This is a genomic window from Citrobacter sp. CK206, from assembly GCF_030333125.1.
GTDB lineage: Bacteria > Pseudomonadota > Gammaproteobacteria > Enterobacterales > Enterobacteriaceae > Citrobacter_B > Citrobacter_B koseri.
Map to the genome: position 1 here is coordinate 333,827 of NZ_JAOWGM010000026.1, position 16,389 is coordinate 350,215.

General features: G+C 40.7%; 11 protein-coding genes and 2 pseudogenes. 3 read left to right on the forward strand and 10 right to left on the reverse strand.

The features are described from left to right. Positions 1–12 precede the first annotated feature (12 nt). Positions 13–81 (reverse strand): annotated as a pseudogene (locus OGX81_RS22130) (hypothetical protein); the annotation flags it as partial. Positions 82–200: 119 nt separating this feature from the next. On the opposite strand from OGX81_RS22130, the gene OGX81_RS11690 reads away from it, so the two are divergent. After that, positions 201–392 (forward strand): YfgG family protein, encoded by a 192-nt coding sequence (locus tag OGX81_RS11690; RefSeq protein WP_012131276.1) that lies wholly within the window; start codon positions 201–203, stop codon positions 390–392. Positions 393–663: 271 nt separating this feature from the next. On the opposite strand, the gene OGX81_RS11695 is transcribed toward OGX81_RS11690, so the two are convergent. Continuing rightward, positions 664–3,999 (reverse strand): VPA1262 family protein, encoded by a 3,336-nt coding sequence (locus OGX81_RS11695; protein WP_200065253.1) that lies wholly within the window; start codon positions 3,997–3,999, stop codon positions 664–666. Positions 4,000–4,837: 838 nt separating this feature from the next. On the opposite strand from OGX81_RS11695, the gene OGX81_RS11700 reads away from it, so the two are divergent. Then, on the forward strand, positions 4,838–8,752 hold the full coding sequence (locus OGX81_RS11700; RefSeq protein WP_200065251.1) for a hypothetical protein: 3,915 nt from the start codon (positions 4,838–4,840) through the stop codon (positions 8,750–8,752). A 283-nt stretch (positions 8,753–9,035) separates the two neighbouring features. On the opposite strand, the pseudogene OGX81_RS11705 reads toward OGX81_RS11700, so the two are convergent. The 8 genes and pseudogenes from OGX81_RS11705 to OGX81_RS11740 form a co-directional block, all read right to left on the reverse strand. Next, positions 9,036–9,371 (reverse strand): annotated as a pseudogene (locus OGX81_RS11705) (integrase core domain-containing protein); the annotation flags it as partial. Between the two features lie 18 nt (positions 9,372–9,389). Continuing rightward, positions 9,390–9,818, reverse strand: coding sequence for a HigA family addiction module antitoxin (locus OGX81_RS11710; RefSeq protein ID WP_200065249.1), 429 nt, complete (start codon positions 9,816–9,818; stop codon positions 9,390–9,392). Between the two features lie 81 nt (positions 9,819–9,899). After that, a complete protein-coding gene (gene trbL / locus OGX81_RS11715) occupies positions 9,900–11,291 on the reverse strand; it encodes a P-type conjugative transfer protein TrbL (protein ID WP_200065247.1) in 1,392 nt (463 codons plus the stop codon). A 187-nt stretch (positions 11,292–11,478) separates the two neighbouring features. Next, the gene (gene trbJ / locus OGX81_RS11720) at positions 11,479–12,273 is read right to left on the reverse strand and encodes a P-type conjugative transfer protein TrbJ (protein WP_200065245.1); all 795 of its coding nucleotides are present in this window, start codon (positions 12,271–12,273) and stop codon (positions 11,479–11,481) included. 81 nt (positions 12,274–12,354) lie between these two features. Next, positions 12,355–12,708 (reverse strand): conjugal transfer transcriptional regulator TraJ, encoded by a 354-nt coding sequence (gene traJ / locus OGX81_RS11725; RefSeq protein ID WP_200065243.1) that lies wholly within the window; start codon positions 12,706–12,708, stop codon positions 12,355–12,357. Positions 12,709–13,395: 687 nt separating this feature from the next. After that, the gene (locus OGX81_RS11730) at positions 13,396–14,157 is read right to left on the reverse strand and encodes an ABC transporter ATPase (protein WP_200065241.1); all 762 of its coding nucleotides are present in this window, start codon (positions 14,155–14,157) and stop codon (positions 13,396–13,398) included. Next, the gene (locus OGX81_RS11735; protein WP_116689969.1) at positions 14,144–15,001 is read right to left on the reverse strand and encodes a helicase RepA family protein; all 858 of its coding nucleotides are present in this window, start codon (positions 14,999–15,001) and stop codon (positions 14,144–14,146) included. The genes OGX81_RS11730 and OGX81_RS11735 overlap by 14 nt, the downstream gene beginning before the upstream one ends. 5 nt (positions 15,002–15,006) lie before the next feature. Then, positions 15,007–15,237, reverse strand: coding sequence for a helix-turn-helix transcriptional regulator (locus tag OGX81_RS11740; RefSeq protein WP_023308174.1), 231 nt, complete (start codon positions 15,235–15,237; stop codon positions 15,007–15,009). Positions 15,238–15,314: 77 nt separating this feature from the next. On the opposite strand from OGX81_RS11740, the gene OGX81_RS11745 reads away from it, so the two are divergent. Continuing rightward, complete coding sequence (locus OGX81_RS11745) at positions 15,315–16,286, forward strand: LuxR family transcriptional regulator (RefSeq protein ID WP_407056752.1); 972 nt, start codon at positions 15,315–15,317, stop codon at positions 16,284–16,286. The last annotated feature ends 103 nt before the right edge of the window (positions 16,287–16,389 follow it).

Genomic DNA, 16,389 nt, shown 5'->3' on the forward strand with positions numbered 1-16,389 from the left:
TCTCATTAACTAATAATTACGTTTTTTCTGCTTCGTTATCATTAATTTATTATTAATGTAAATACTAAAATTATCTTCCATAACAATAAGAGATAAATCAACTGACGTATTTTTACATAATCGACAATTGACCATTCCTTTACAATGTGCCTTAATGTACCCATCGCCCACTATGCTGGGCATACCCTAAGGAACCTTTTGTGAGTCAGGCAACCAGTATGCGAAAACGACATCGATTTAACAGTCGAATGACCCGTATCGTACTGTTTATCAGTTTTCTCTTCTTCTTCGGACGCTTCGTCTACTCTTCTATCGGTGCCTGGCATCATCATCAGGATAAAAAAGAAGCTCAACAGTCCACTCTCTCAGTCGAGACGCCTGCTCAACGCTAAACTTTTCCTGCTCACATAAACATACTGTTTTCTGGATTGCATATGCATTCGCCGGACAGGTAGCGCTGTGCCTCAGTCTGGTAAAGAAAAACCCCCTGCACAGGCAGAGGGTCTTTATTCATTACAACGCAGTGGTCATGAAGCGGGAGGTTATTCCCACTCGATTATAAATATAAGCAAAAAGACCTTTATTAACAATAAGATACTGATATTTATAGGTTGAATGCCATAAAAAATACCATTTAAATACTCATTCGGCCTTTAATCTAGCTTATTGAGAATCGCTTTTCAGCCTACCGCCTTCACTCAGAAGCCTCTCGCCCTGCTCTAGGAACTCAATGAGTTCGCTCTGTATACCAACACCTTCGGTTTGCCATTCTTCTTTCGATCTAACCATAGCAAGCCCATGTGCATCACCTGTTAACCGTTCTAAGTTTTGATCGAACATACCTAGCGCACTTAGATAGAACTCACTCCATTTAGCAAAAGTAAGTATCCATAATGACACTCTCAGCGCATCGTCCCATTGGCTCCAGTTCGACGTGCTGGCGAGTGGTTGTTGTATGATTCGTCGCTGTCGCTTCAAGATTTGATTCATCATCGTCAGGCTTAACTCTCGCTGAGAGGTGTTACTATTGGCGAAAAGAAACGAAGCAATGTTAGTCGTCTGCCCTTCACGGGTTCGTTCAAACAAGCGAGACTGATTGTTCAGTCTCGGCCCAAGCATGCTCACCAACTCCTGAACCCATATTTCACAAGCGTCCTCAGTGGAGGCACGGGCATTCTGCAATAACGGTAAGATCACATCTTGGGACAACCAAGGCTCAGCCAACGCTAATTGCTTCATATGTCCTCGCATGGAATCGACCAAGTACCGCAACTCCTCCATAGGTATTTTCTCTGGTAGTTCCTCATGCAGAGCTTCAACCAAATCTTTATAAGTTTTCTCTTTATTAGGATCCTTGGCTGCATGGTTAATCATCCAACCTAAGGCGAGCACTCGTTCCTGATGAGTAAGGGTTTCCAGACACGATAATACTGACGTGAGTCCTGCAGGTATATCTAACTGTCGTTCTAGTGCATTAAATCCCAGCCATTTAAGTAATCCCTGCTTGCGATGGATAAGACTATCTCGTTGAATGATGCTGATATTGAACTGTATCGATAGGGAAACTTCGCTGACTATCTGGCTCAACAGAGACAACCGCATGACCTCCGACACTTCGTGCTCAATTTGCAGCCTAGAGATCTGTGCTTCGGCGATCGTCAACAAGCAATCCGGAGCATGACTCCATAAGATTTTGATGGCAAAGTACTCTGACCAAGTGAGGGCTGCGTATTTTGTCGAATGGAATAGCTGTTCCGAGCGATAAGGGCTGTGCAGTAAGACTTCTACAGTTTTTCGAAAGAACCATATATCAACTACAGCCAGTTCTTTATCTGTATTTTCATGTAGGCGATCGAACGATTCCACAACAAATTGACTCAATAACTTGAGAAAATCGCTTTTTGACTCAATAACACCCCATCCTATGTCCCCAGTGGGAGAATGTGCTAGCACTTCTCCCAGCACTCCCCAAGTTACATTAAAGTCCTTAGAGTTAATAACTTGTTTGTTATTGATGAAGTTATGTAGCCCATCGTGCAAAATAAGCGAGTTATCATTTAGTAAACCTAATGTCATCATCTGCGCTCTTAACTGGTCACCACTTAAGCCCTGCAATGACATTTCACCGAACCATACACTGAGTACTTTACCCACTCCAGACCTTTCGAGAAAGTTTAGAGACTCATACCGTCGCGGTACAGCTGACGTCTTACTAGAATCGAAAAGCAGTTGCATCATGGGATTCTCAACCTCATTTCCAAGACTAGTAACCATAATCTCCTGTACCAGCGCAGATTTATATTGTTCTATTTGGAGTAAAACATCCGAAGGAATTGGGGTAATCAGTAATGGGTAATTTTCGGCTGCACTTTGAAAAGAATTAGACAGATGGAATCCGGCAACCGGAAGACGATCTGCCCCCATAATTAAAATATAACGATCATGTAGCCGTCCTTCTTTTAGGCCATAGATACGAAACTTTAGGCGACCTAGTAAGTGACTATTATGCTCACAGCTCACTATTAAATTGTTTACTCGCCCCGTATAGAGTTGTTCTGAGCTATCTTGTTCATATTCAATCTCTCTCGATGTCTTTGGCAGCGATGTAAAAATGATATAATCTGACTTAATTGCTGCATTAATCAATACAAGCCCTAAACCAGCAGTCTCGAAGTAAGGATCGAATATAACTATTTGATGCTGCTGATACTTGCCCAATATAGTTCTAAACCACTCCACGAATTGCAATCGCCCTTCTCCATCCCCCATGCTCCATCTCTGGAAAAACTGCCCTTCTGACTTAGGCGGATGAAGCCGTGTAAAAAGAGAAAGAAGTTCACGATTCACCGGAACCCAAGGGTCTGCCTGCCGCCCACCGACGCGGTTGCCAAACCCCAAATTGCCCCGGTTAACCGTAAGAGCAGCCTTTACACGCGCTGACATAGCTGGCCTAGCTGCTTTTTCAAGCCAGTCGAACTTGACGGAACTTGTCCCTTGCCCCACCATATGGCCCTGAAAATTTATTTCTCGGATATATCCTATCCGCCACCGGCAGCAGAGCACCCCCTCATGAGGGCGATCGTTTGAGAAACCAAAAATCTCCAGTTCTGTACTATCTGTCCTCTCACACACCTCCTCGGTCACTTTAAACACATATTCAAACACTCCATCCTCTTTACGATTTGCTGAAGCAATAGACGAGGAAATGATTTGGCCATCGTTTGTAATGCTCAAGTGGAACTGAAATTTATCAAAGAGCGGCACTTGTGTCGGAGCAAAGCAAACTGATAGAGCAGGTGATGAGTCAATCCATTTAACACTTAGCAAGTTCTGCTCAAGGTCATTAAGCGTAGGAAAAACCAATAATTCAATATCGCCAAATCGTGTGGCATCTGATTTTCCAAAATCTAAACCAGTTTCCGCATTGAGCCGTTCAACTAACGAAGTAGTTAAGGCAGCGCTGTATTCCTCACTCAACAGAAATAACGCTTCCTTATTCATTTGAGTAATCGAAGCACTGAAAGCTCCGGCTGCACTATGTGGGCTAGAAATTGACTGGCGATCATATGCATCTCGGTTGAGTAGATAAGCAACTGGGCGATAGACCAGATTATTGGCCATAAGAGCAGTAGCACCAAACAGTTTCGTTAATTTACTCGAACACTCAATTTCCAATATATCATTTATTTCTGAGATTGACCGACCAGCAATCAATTGCCTTAAAAACTCTGCACAATGGATACTGTCTATATACAAGTTAAGGCGGGTAAACTTTGCCTTGATGTTTCCGAAGATAAGATGGTTATCGTTGTCACTGAAGGACCAACTGTTACTCGAATGGCTGTATGGGAGTAGACGTCCGTAAACTACGCGCATTTCTCTCGACTTTTCAGATTTAATCTGAAGGACCCATAGCTGAAGTGCACAAGCGCGATTTTGGTTAGAAAAAAGGCGAGCCAATCGTCCGTCGCCTAAGAGGTCATCTAGTGTAGTAGCCATTGAATTCTGCGAGTTCCTTTCCAAACTGATATTGCACAATATTACGCACAGCTCTGATTCTCCACCACTGTTTTGGAGCCCTTTGCCGCCGCAACCCCAAAATAGCTAAGCCGACTGGCAAGCCAGATCAGCGTCAACGTGACAATAAAAAAGCCAAGAAACACTCGAGCCCTAAATCCGAATAAATCCTCAAACAAGTAACGTTACGCCAAAATCGAGTCAGAGTACGTGGTACTGATTCTGACCCTAAAACCTATAGCATATTTTGCCCCAAAGTCAGTTACTTCTTTCCCCAAATCTTGCTAGTACCATCACATCTGGATAACTATTCTATCTAGATGTACAGCAAAAAATGCTGATGTGGTAGTGTTATCAGATGCATGAAGCTTCGGTAACGTGAGGGCGGTAGCGTACTAAAATAGGTGCGTAGCATCTGATTATACGGTCTTGCCCCTTTACATTTTAATGGCTAGGCCTGAGATGAAAACCAGTATTACAGCATTGACCAAGCTATTGTATAGCCGCACATTGATGATCTAACTGATGCCGATTCAACTTTTTTCTGCCGATTATGCGTAATACTGTAACAGAGTAATGACTGATGTTAATTATTCATTTAACAATAGACCATAGATGTAGTGATAAATAATCATCCGCGAATAGGAAAAGGCTGTTATAGTGTCCATAAACATTTCATTTTGTGAAGCATTTTTTGTTAACATTACAGTTAATACAGCCATATACAAACAATATTTATTAGGCTTAAAGATAGAATTCTAAAAATGAAACACACTGTTACCAAAATACATTTAAAGGTGACTTCAAAAAAGGATAACTGATGAATAAGTTTATAGTTTTTGTTCATGGCTTAGGTGGTAAAATAGACAAGACTTGGGGTAATTTCCCACAGTATATAATTGATGACCCTGATATTGAGCATCAAGTCATTGAGTATGGGTACACATCACCCAATTTCATAACACAATTCTTTAAATCTGCCCCAACAATTTTAAATATTGCTAATGGACTGCTTACCGATATAAAGGCTAGATGTGACCTTGGGAATGATGAAATCATTTTAGTAGGCCATAGTATGGGAGGGTTAGTTATTAAACGTCTTCTCGTGAGGCTTAGTAAACTAGGAACTAAACATAACATCAAAAAGGTATGCTTTTTTGATGTACCTCACGGTGGTTCAGGTTTAGCAAATATCGGTAAGTTCATTGCATTTAATAACAGACATTTGAAGTCGCTTGTTAACAACTCAAGTGATTTAGATGCTTTAGATGAAGATTGGGTAGATAAAAAGTTAAGTGAGCAGTTGAACATACTGAGCATTATTGATGCAAATGAAACTGTAGTATCTTCAGTAAGTTCAAAAAGCCTATTTAGATACCACCCTATCGAAACAATAAATGGAGTCGATCATAGCTCTATTGTAAAACCAAATTCAAAAGATGACACACAGGTCATCCTACTAAAGTCATTTATTAAAAACTCTCCTTCAGTTGGAAAATTTAATCTAGATGCAGCTAAGCCTATTAAAGAATGGCTTAAATACGATGAACGTAAGCACGAGCTTTCGTATGAAGAAGATGAACCAAGAAAAATAGCATTTTCAGCACTATCAGAAGCAATAAACTCTGATGCTTGTTTTATAAGACTTACTGGTTTATCTGGTTTAGGAAAGTCACGATTATTGATTGAATACAAAAACAGAAACAATATAAAAGATAATGATTTCATTGTGTTTAGTGGCTCTGAAAATATTAATAGGGTTCAAGAATCAATAAAAACAGCAGCCGAGAACGGTGCGGTAGGGTTTATTATAATAGACAACTGCTCAGTGGAACTACATAATTACGCCACAAATGCAATTGAGGTTAACAATTCGCCTCTAAAACTCATCACTACTTATTTTTATCACGAAGAAAATAAGAAACTAACAAATAGCATTCGTATAAAATTAGAAAAATTAGGAGCAGAGCAAATAAGCAATATTATCGAAAGTCGACTTCCAGATCTAGATCCCTCATCAAAACAGCAATTAGAGAAATTTATTGAGGGGTTCCCCCTGCTTGCACAAATGGCTATCAAAGAGCTACAGCAAGAGGGGCGTGTTACAACCAAATTTGATGAATCAAACCTTGTAGAAAAATTAATAAATGGCGATGGAAGCCTGAGTGACCAAGCTAGAGAATTGCTTAAAGTCTTTTCTCTTTTCGATTATTTTAGGTTTCAGAAAGGGAGCAGAGATGATATCAATGAAGATGCTGAATTTTTAAAGCGTATTGCTGGAACAGACCAGATAACTTTCGAAAATACAATTATGACATTCAATCATAAAGAATTGATTAATTGTACTGGAAGCCTAGCTCGCGTAGTCCCTAAACCATTAGCTTTAAACTTGGCAATGGAATGGTGGAATACAAGTGCATTTGACAGACAAAGTGAAATTGTTTCCAGCCTTCCAGCTATGCTGCTTGATAGTTTTTGTGATCAAATAAGATACCTAGACTCATCGATAAATGTTCAGTCATTTGTCGAAAACTTTTGTGCTGCCAATAACCCTTTCGGCCAAGCGGAATTGTTACTATCCAAACAGGGTTCAAGACTGTTTCGCGCATTAGTTGAAGTGAACCCTGCTGTTACGAACAATCAGTTACACAGAGTTATTTTACAATTAACTGATAAAGAGATACTCGATATTAAAGGCGATGTAAGACGCAACTTTGTCTGGGCATTAGAGATGCTTGTTTTTCATAAGTCTTGTTTTGATAAAAGTGCATGGGTTTTATTTAAATTAGCACAATTTGAAAACGAAAATTATAGCAATAATTCACTGAGACAGTTCGCACAATTATTTCGCTGGCAATTATCTGGTACAGAAGCTGATTTTGATCAAAGGCTAGAAATTTTGAATAAAGCTCTTTCTTTAGATTTAGAAAGCGCAGATGTGGTAATAATAAATGCTATTAAAACGGCAATGGACACTCACGGAGGCACCAGAACTATAAGAGCAGAGTTTCAAGGCACTAAGCCAGAGCTAAAAGAATGGAATCCAAAAAAATATCAAGAAATTTATGATTACTGGCAGTCATTATTAGAAATTCTACTTATGATTATTAAACGTGGACATTTGATCGAACAGGTTAAAGATGCTTTTGGTCATGAAATTAGGGGATTAATTCGATATAACCTACTGGATAAATTGGACTATTTTATAAAAGAAGTAATCAAGTTAACAGGTAAATACTGGCCTGCCGCAGCTCAATCGATATCCCATGCTTTAAATTATGATGCCAAAGGAATGAATCAAGAACAAATCGATATCTTAATGTCGTGGGAAAAATTATTAACGCCCGATGAAAATAGTATTGAGGAGCTATTAAAATTAGTCGTATTTAATCCGTCGAGAGAGCATAAAAAAGACGACAATGGCCACTATATTGATATGGCAGCTGAAGATGCTAAGGATCTAGCAAAAGTCCTTGTAAACAGGCTTGCTGATTTGTATGAACATTTTGAACTGTTGATGACTTTTCCTGAGCAGAAACAAAGCTGGATTTTTGCAAAGCATTTGGTCCTAGAAGCAGATTATACAGAAGAACTACTCAATGTAACTCTCGAACATTTGCGCAATCATAAAACTGTAAGTACTCAGTTCTTTTCTGGTTTACTTTCTGGACTTTATATAAAGGAACCTGTTAAATGGAAAGAAATAGTTGAGTTAATAGGTTCAGATGAAAAGCTCATTAAATATTATCCTGACGCGATACGCACAGGTCGCTTTGATATTACACATTTAGATGTTTTCATTCGACTGATAGCTGAAGATAAGCTCCCTAGTTATTCAGCCGCTACGCTCGTTTATGGACACGCGACAGAGCATTTAACTGAAAAGCAAATATCTCATTTTTGTATGTCACTCAGTGAAATTGATGCGACTGCAAATTGGGTAGCACTTGATAATATGAATATGTACATATTTGGTCGTGAAGATGTGGACTTTACTCAGCTAAGGCTGACTTTGGTCCATCTGGTTCTTAATGTTTCTTTTAAAAAAGAAGATAAGAGTCGCTATTCGGATAGCTATCATTGGCTAAACTCAGTGGAACGACTATTAAAGTCTGAAAACGCTGAATTTGCATTACAACTATGTTCGCATATAATTGACCAAGTTGGCGGTAATAACGTTGATTATTCTGATTTATGGGATTACCTAAATAATGCTTTTTATAAAGCATTTGAGCTGCACGGGAATTATATCTGGCCAAAGATCTCCAACAAATTCAATGATAGAAACGCAAATAAATCGTATTACTTAACTGACTTACTTGGAAGTGGGAAATCTTATAAAAAAAGAGATATTAGTATTTTTGATATATTAAAACCAGAGGTTGTTGTTGCTTGGTGCAAGGATGATGTTGCTCTTCTTATTGTGGCTCGGGCGATTTCAATGTTCATCTCAAATGGCGAGCAGCGTGTAGTTAACCCATTGTTGATTCAATTATTAGAAGAATTCTCTCATAATAAATCATTCCTTAGTGAAATATCTGCTAACTTTTCAAGCAGATCGTGGATAGGATCTTTAGTGCCATATTTAGAGGCTGATAAGGAGATACTTAAAAATTTGACCTACCATGCTAACATTAATGTAAGAAACTGGGCTGTAAGTTTCATAGAGAACATTGATCATCAAATTAAATATGAAGAAAATCGCGATGCTGAAGAGCATATGTTAAGAGGCTAATGATAAACTATTCGGAGTACTCTTTAGCTCGGTTGGTTGGTTGGTTGGTTGGTTGGTTGGTTGGTTGGTTGGTTGGTTGGTTGGTTGGTAAGAGCGTAGCGCCCCCAATATAATTGGGTGGAGAAAATATTAGAATTCAATCTTCATCCCAACCTACCAATACCCATACATTTTCTCATCAGTTCATGCTCTTTGTGCGGCGGCTGTAAAGGGCTTTTGTCCAGAAACAAGTTACAGCTTTAGCATTTATCCTTGTGATTGTAAGCACTCCTGTTTTAGTTCCACGCACTTTTGAGTGCTTCAAGTTATTCAGGGATTCATGAGGCCACTGGCTATCGTATTCCGTCAGCCAGGACTCTGTGATTTACCTCGTTTCATTCAAGGTTCTTAACAGGTAAAAATTCAGAATCTTAGTCCGATACGTTTGGTTAAAACGTTCGATAAACGCATTCTGCTTCGATTTTCTCGGGTTGACAAATTCCAGCATGACGCAATGCTCTTCAGCCAGCTGTGTCAGTGAAACCAGTTCTGGGGAGTTGTCCATCTTCTGTTTCAGTGGATACCCCCGGTTCGCCAAGCTCCTTTCCAACACTCTGACCAGCCGCTGCGCTGGGATATTATGGCAGATGAGTTATTTCTACTTTCCTTCTTTACGATCTTGCAACATCTGCAGATTGCTCCAAAAATACTCATCAGTATCAAATATGCCAGCAAGAACGCGGGCTTCATCATCACTAAGACGACGCATACCACAGATAATATCTTTAACATCTTGTCGAGAAATACCCATAGCTTCCGCTAATTCATCATCAGACATGTTCATTGGTTTTAAAAATTCCTCTGCCAACATTTCTCCCACTGTCACAGGCCCTGCGGTATCTGCTTTTGTGTAGTATGCAAGAATCTCTGAACGCCCCTGCTCATACGTCAGCTCGCCTGAAATAATACGTGCCTTAACGGACTCGTACAGAGGCGTACCACTGGGGTCCATTCCTTCAAGTCTCAGGGAAGCCTCTGCTTTGCGGAAGCCCTCAATGCGTAAGCGTGTATAGGGAGTCCTGGACATGTTTTTCCTTTCAGTTGCAGGAGTGAGGTTCGTTCAGTGAAAGCGTCAGCCCACGCTACCTCGTTCACTGACGCGCGTGATTCAAGATTTATTATTACCCGATAAGCCATCACCGGCAAAATCATCATGTTCGCGGTTATCCCGATGAGTAGCTGTTTGCTTACGTATCTGAGTCGCCAACTCCCCTCCAATAGTTTGTTGGACACGAGAAGAATTGCTACTTCGCTTCATTTTCTGGTACTCAGCAGCTCCGTTGGCCATGCTGCTTCCCATATGGCTTGCCATGCGGCCAGCTCGTGAGAATGAAGCAAACCCCTGACTTCCTCCACTGGTGCTAACTGAACTGCGACCTGCTGACGAACCACCAGAACTGCCTGAGGGTTGGCCTCCAGAAGTATCTACAGAACCGGTATCTTCCCCGCCGCCAAATCCTCCACCGGAACCGCCTCCACCGCCTGAACCAAATTCTTCGGCCATGGCAGCTTGCGCAGACTCGAATGCTGCCTTTAATGCAGAGGCTCCGCCGCTGACTTGAGCTGATGCCCCCATTGCCATTGCTCCAGCACCGCTGATGGCGGTAGCGGCAGCGCCGGTAATCATACCTGCCCCAAATCCACTAATCCCTTGTAAAGAAGCCCCTCCTACAACACCTGATAACAACAATGGTAGCTTATTCGTTAATACTAACAGGATAATTGACGCCAGAAGCAAAACGATAAGACTATTAAGATCAGGAACATCATCTTTAATAAGAGACAAATATTGATCTATAAATGATTGTCCAATCCCAATAATTAATGTCATCGTGAATAATTGAATGCCAATCGATAAAACAGTTCGTAAGTAATTAATTGCTATATCAGAGGTCCATTTCGAACCACCAAACCCAAGCAATATAATTCCTGCATAACATAACACCCATGCAGAAACCAACATGATTAGCATATTTATCGCTATAAGGGACATCACTACCAAAACGATTATCGCGACTGTTATCATAATGGTGGATATCATTGGCGACCAAATTGATGCGGCTGAACTGACCTTTGTTAATATCGCAAACGCCATATCAACTATGCTTGAGGGCGAAATACCAGTATTTATTCCTAAAGCGTTTGCTGCAAGTTGTCTCATTGAATTAATTATAGATTGCGATATGGATGGACCGTTGATTAAAAGATAATAAAAAAAACCAATGACGGCAAAAAAGCGAACTATTTCAGCAAGTACGCCTGTCAACCCTTCCCCTTGCATCGCCATCATACCAAATGTCCAAACCATACTTATTAATACCAGCCCCCAGAAGAGCCAATTTGCATAGTCAGCAATTACTGTTGTCCATGTACTGGCTACTTGTTGAAACTTATCTAATAAAGCATCAAGTAGCCCGCTACTATCTAATTGACCAGCATAGGCATTTATAGAAAAGAAAAGTATGATACCTAAAAAGGTGAGCTTACTTACTATTTTCATGATTACCATTCTCGTTTAGGGCTTGGTTTATTATTACTCCGTAGAGCACATTTATCGTATTTATGTTCATCAAATTTATTATCTGGCGTCGATAAACAATCTTTATCATTTTTATCGCAAGAACATATAGCCAATAAACTGATCAGAATAAATACAATCAAAAGATTATCTTTCATTCTGCATTTCCTCACCAAATTCGCTTCGGGCTTGGTGTATTCTCTCCGGCTAACGCTTTTTCATCAGCGGCTATCTGTTGTGATTCTTTATCTGCCTGAGCCTGTGCCAATGTTGCTGCAGCGTTTTGCTGGGCTACCAGAAGTGAGCGGATTTGCAGTAACTGATTTGTCTGTGCACTGGCAAGCTGGTTTGCCGCCTGAATAGCTTCCATTTGCCCTTGTGCGCCGCTTGCCTGAGTTTGTAATTCGGCAAGATTATCAGCATCGCTCTGCAGGGTGTTCTGCTGTTCGTCAATTACCTTAAATACTGCGTCATTGGCCTTTTTACGCGCCCCTGAGCTGTTCTGTTCAGCTTCACGCAGTGCACTAATTTCAGACGCGGTACATTCAACATTGCTGTTAAAGCAAGGTGATGTCCTGTAGTAGTTAACATCCTGATATCGTTTCAGGTACGCATCGAGACTCCCGGCCTGATTCTTGTAGTAATTAAGGGTATCCTGCACCTGCAACAATTTATTAATTGTTGAATTTGCCTGGTCCCAGATATAGGCCGCAGGAGCTACGGTGTTCTGCAGCATGTTTTCATACTGCTGCAGCTGCGTCTGGTACTGCTGGATTTGTTTAGCCACAGCCTGAACGTTGTTAACTGCGCTGATTGTGGTCTGTACCACATTAGTGCCATCAATAACGGGAATTCCGGCCTTCACCGGTAATGCCATGACGGACGCCACGAAAGGAACTATTAAAGCTTTTTTAGCGGCTAAAATCCCTCTTTGTGATGAAACCAATCGGAACATTAAATTCATTTTCTCACCTCTTTTTCAACAGATTAGTAATATTTAACACTCTGTCTGTTAACAGACGCAGGTATATAGGAAACCACACATTTATTTATCCAATATTTTATCCATAATGTTCCTTAGTTCTTGCCGAGTTGATTCTATTTTCGCAAGCAAGGTTCTTATCAGTGTGGGTGAAAAATCAACTGTTCGAGTATCATTTGCGAGCCATAATTTAAGTAATCCGCCAAGTCTTCCAAGATCAGCGTTTACTCGGCTAAGTTCATTAACCTGTTTTATATCTACGATAGAATCAACCTGATAACCCATTGCAACTCTACGAACAAAACAGGCAACACTTAATCCAGATGCTTCTGCATTTTCTTGGATGAGAATTTTTTCTTCGGGTAAACAATAAACTTTTATTGGCGTACTATTTTTTCTAGTCTGAGTAACTTTCATATAGCTCTCCATACAGGCGGTAGCCTGGCAGCCTCGCAGAGCAGGACGCCCTTGAGCCGCGATGCGGCGAATAGGGAGTGGTAAAGTTGGAACACCGTATCGGTGGGCCTACTTTACATGTCCTGCCCTGCAGTTGCCGTTGTATATCTGTGCACGACAATGTGTATTTCAGTGTACAGGATGTATTTTCTTAGCGTATTAATATAGGATTACTCGATTAAAGATCTGCAGCAAATGTGTTTTTTGCAAGGAAACTATGTTTCTCCCTTTTGAAAATGACCTTTAGTAGTTATAAATGGGCGTCCACCAACTGTATTTATGTTTCGATATATTGTAAGAAGTCTTTTATTTTCTCATGCACTTTTTTACTTACCCTATCAGAGCATGTGCATTGCAGATTTTAGCGGCTAAAATCTACCTCCCTATGCCTAAAGCTTGGGGCGTACCTCATATGTCATAAAATCTACCTCAAGTGTCAATATACTAAGCGTGTAAGCAATCTCTTCTTCTGGCGTACAACCATCGGCCTTTGGCCGATTCTAGATTTGAAAGCGCCTGCTCAGGCAGGTGATTTCAAAGCCTGAATATACTGATTGATCCTAAATAACCTGCAAAGGAGTTAAAAAGTCAGGCCTCTGTAGCACACTGGCGGGCCGTTACAGCACATCGCCGGGCCGTAACGACACGCTACCGGGCCGTTGTAGCTCGTTTTATCCTAGAATTTTGTATCTCAATGCCAATCGCTAGAAATTGTTTGCTATCTTCTTTTAATCTCCTCCGATAGTTACGTAATGTCATATTATTAGTACCTTCACCACTGACAGCTAAAATTAATGTATCAATATGCCAGCCGCCTTTAGGATCGTGCTTATGTGTTAATATATGACGTGCAACTGCTTGGCTAATACCATGCTGGAGACGAGCAATAGGACCAGGATCATGATGAAAATGCAAATCTCGCTTCAACAACATTACCAATGCAACACCCAAGCGTACTCTCCATAGGTTACGTTCACCACCAGTTAGAGGATTACGCCTAGTCATTGGTGAGGGTACGACATGGTCAATTAAACCGCCTAGAATGCAATAACCGTTTTTTTCTAATTCTGGTGTTTCTATTTCAACAGTTGCCACTCGTAGATCAACGAGTAGTTTTTTAATTCGATCATAACTGTATTGTGCATCGGATAGCGTTCGGCGTACTTTCGCTGGATCTACTAATAACTCGATTCCTCCATCAGAAATTTCTCGACGTTTCTCGGCCACATAGAGCATTGTTTCCACAATATCCGCATGACGTTGTCCTAGTCTTCCGGTAACTCGACAACGACCAAAACTAGTCTCCATCCACTGCCCCTTCAGCGCCAAGGGACGTTGACTTGGTTGGTACAGAATGACTCTAGCCTGCAGAGCTGTACTAGTAGGTGTAACTTTATTACCAGTTATCATTTTCTGCACCACTCAATGAAGACATACATTCTTTTGCTATTTGTTTTTTATTCTTCGATTTGAGTTGCGTTATCCTTAATACTCCCCCCTCATGTCTCTGTAACCAACGATCTGGCGCACGTTCCCCATAATTTACTTTATTTATTCCATATCTAACAAATTGACCTCGAACATCATCAGAAATACCATACGTCTTCGCTTCTAAGGCGGTCATGCCCGCCAGATAAGATTGCCACCGTATATTATCAACTAGGACGCTACTACCCCTGCTTGCTTGCTGTATATCACCAACACCCATCGTAGCAGCGCCTTTGTTTGAATGATGTAGAAATATAATCGAACATCCAGTATCAGCAGCAATACCTTCTAGCTTTCCAATGACTTTGGACATTGCTGCGCTATTATTCTCATCCTCCAGGTGGAAACGGCGAAGAGTATCCAAAATTATTAAGCGTCTACCTTTTGAAACTTCATTGATCAAGTTGCTCCAATCCGGCAAGAAAATATTTGGACACTTCCCTACCAAAGGTTCGACCAGTAGCTTATCAGCTACAATCTGCTGCTGACGTGCTGTTAGATATTTTCCCAAAGCATATAAACGATGGTGAACGATGGTTTCAGAGTCCTCCACAGGTAAATATGCCACCAACCCAGTCGGATATTCACCAAAGTTTAAAAGATCTACACCACAAGTAATCTGCACAGCCAATTGTAATGCCAGCATTGACTTTCCAACGCCTCCCGGAGAAACAATCGCTCCGATAGTACCAATAGCCAAATTAGGCAAGACGTAATCAATTGGTTGTGGCTTAGCTTCAAATGCTTCCATTATGTTCAATGACATTGCTGTTACCTACCTAAAACAACACCGGGTCTGGCCGCTTTAAACATTGCTGATTTACGATCCGCAATCCACTGTTCTACTTCGGATAACTGCCATGCAACATTTCGGCTAGTAAGTGCTATACGGCGAGGAAACTCGCCTCGCTGTTCAAGGTTATAAATAGTGCGGGCTGACAATGGGATCATTTCCAGAAGTGTTTTTCTGTTAATGAGCGTGCTATGTGCCTTTGTTTGCATCTGCCTTCCTCCTGTTTCCAATCAGGCCTATACAATGCCAAGCATTACCACTTGCTAAAACCTATTCATTGGCTAAAATGGTTGACATGAAAATTACTATCTGGGAAGGCTGTGACCTCACAGTTGCAGCTGCAATTAAATTATTTGTAGAGCGTAGTTCTCCGTACTCCATATTTTCACGGAGGTATCCAATACTGCGTCTGATACAGGAATTGATTGATCCAGCAGTAGCTGCTTATGTAAATTCCCTGCCACCAAGTCATAAAGACTACATTTCTGGAGTAAATCTAGGATTTAGTGAAGTACTTAAAAAAGTGGGTTTAAACGTCGTAGTACAGGCACAAAGACTTCTTTTGCGTAATTTCGTTCTGACTTTAGATCAACAAACTTCTCTTGATAAATGCTTTACCGCTACGATTGAGTCTCTTATTGAATTAGTCAGTGAGTGCGCATCCAAGCGGCCGAAGAAATCCTCTCCTGCAGAAGGAGTAACTATAAATTCACAGCGTAAGCTCGGTTATTGCGAGTTCTGCGGTAATCTAACCGAATTTTCCAAGTTTATTAGTGAGATATCAGAATTTGTTGCTAACGATAATGAGTTCCCCGTTCATGAAAAACAGGTCCTTAGTCATCGATATTGTTCTGACCATAGGCCCAAACTCACCAATGGTCTATGGAATCCCAAATACAGACAAGGAAAGCGGTCTCTCGAACAGTTCAATAAAGAATTAATAAGGCTTAGACGGCAATGCGCTAAACCGCTTAAAGCTAACGCAAACACAGGGGATATATTGATTGATACATATTTTCATGAGTGGATGCAGGGTCAAACTTTAACCCCAACAGATCTAGATAAACTTAGGAATATCGCCAGACGAATGGCTGACTCCAAATTCACTGATACTAAGAAAAAAATAATCATATTAAAACACCAAGGTTTTAACCAGTTTGAAACCGCACAGGTTTTAGAAAAAAACCACTACACAACTATGACAAAGCAGGCTGTGTCCAAGGCCTTAGCGTCTGTGAGGAAAGAATTTTATATTTAAAATAGTATATCCACGAGCTATTATGGTGGCAGTTTAAGTCTTAATATCATCCACTTTATTGAATTATAACCAGCCACTTACGAGGTTTTTTCTCGATTACCCT

Coding starts and splice junctions, on each gene's coding strand:
- OGX81_RS11695 (WP_200065253.1), bottom strand. CDS start 3,999: ATGGCTACTACACTAGATGACCTCTTAGGCGACGGACGATTGGCTCGC.
- OGX81_RS11700 (WP_200065251.1), top strand. CDS start 4,838: ATGAATAAGTTTATAGTTTTTGTTCATGGCTTAGGTGGTAAAATAGAC.
- OGX81_RS11710 (WP_200065249.1), bottom strand. CDS start 9,818: ATGTCCAGGACTCCCTATACACGCTTACGCATTGAGGGCTTCCGCAAA.
- trbL (WP_200065247.1), bottom strand. CDS start 11,291: ATGAAAATAGTAAGTAAGCTCACCTTTTTAGGTATCATACTTTTCTTT.
- trbJ (WP_200065245.1), bottom strand. CDS start 12,273: ATGAATTTAATGTTCCGATTGGTTTCATCACAAAGAGGGATTTTAGCC.
- traJ (WP_200065243.1), bottom strand. CDS start 12,708: ATGAAAGTTACTCAGACTAGAAAAAATAGTACGCCAATAAAAGTTTAT.
- OGX81_RS11730 (WP_200065241.1), bottom strand. CDS start 14,157: ATGATAACTGGTAATAAAGTTACACCTACTAGTACAGCTCTGCAGGCT.
- OGX81_RS11735 (WP_116689969.1), bottom strand. CDS start 15,001: ATGTCATTGAACATAATGGAAGCATTTGAAGCTAAGCCACAACCAATT.
- OGX81_RS11740 (WP_023308174.1), bottom strand. CDS start 15,237: ATGCAAACAAAGGCACATAGCACGCTCATTAACAGAAAAACACTTCTG.
- OGX81_RS11745 (WP_407056752.1), top strand. CDS start 15,315: ATGGTTGACATGAAAATTACTATCTGGGAAGGCTGTGACCTCACAGTT.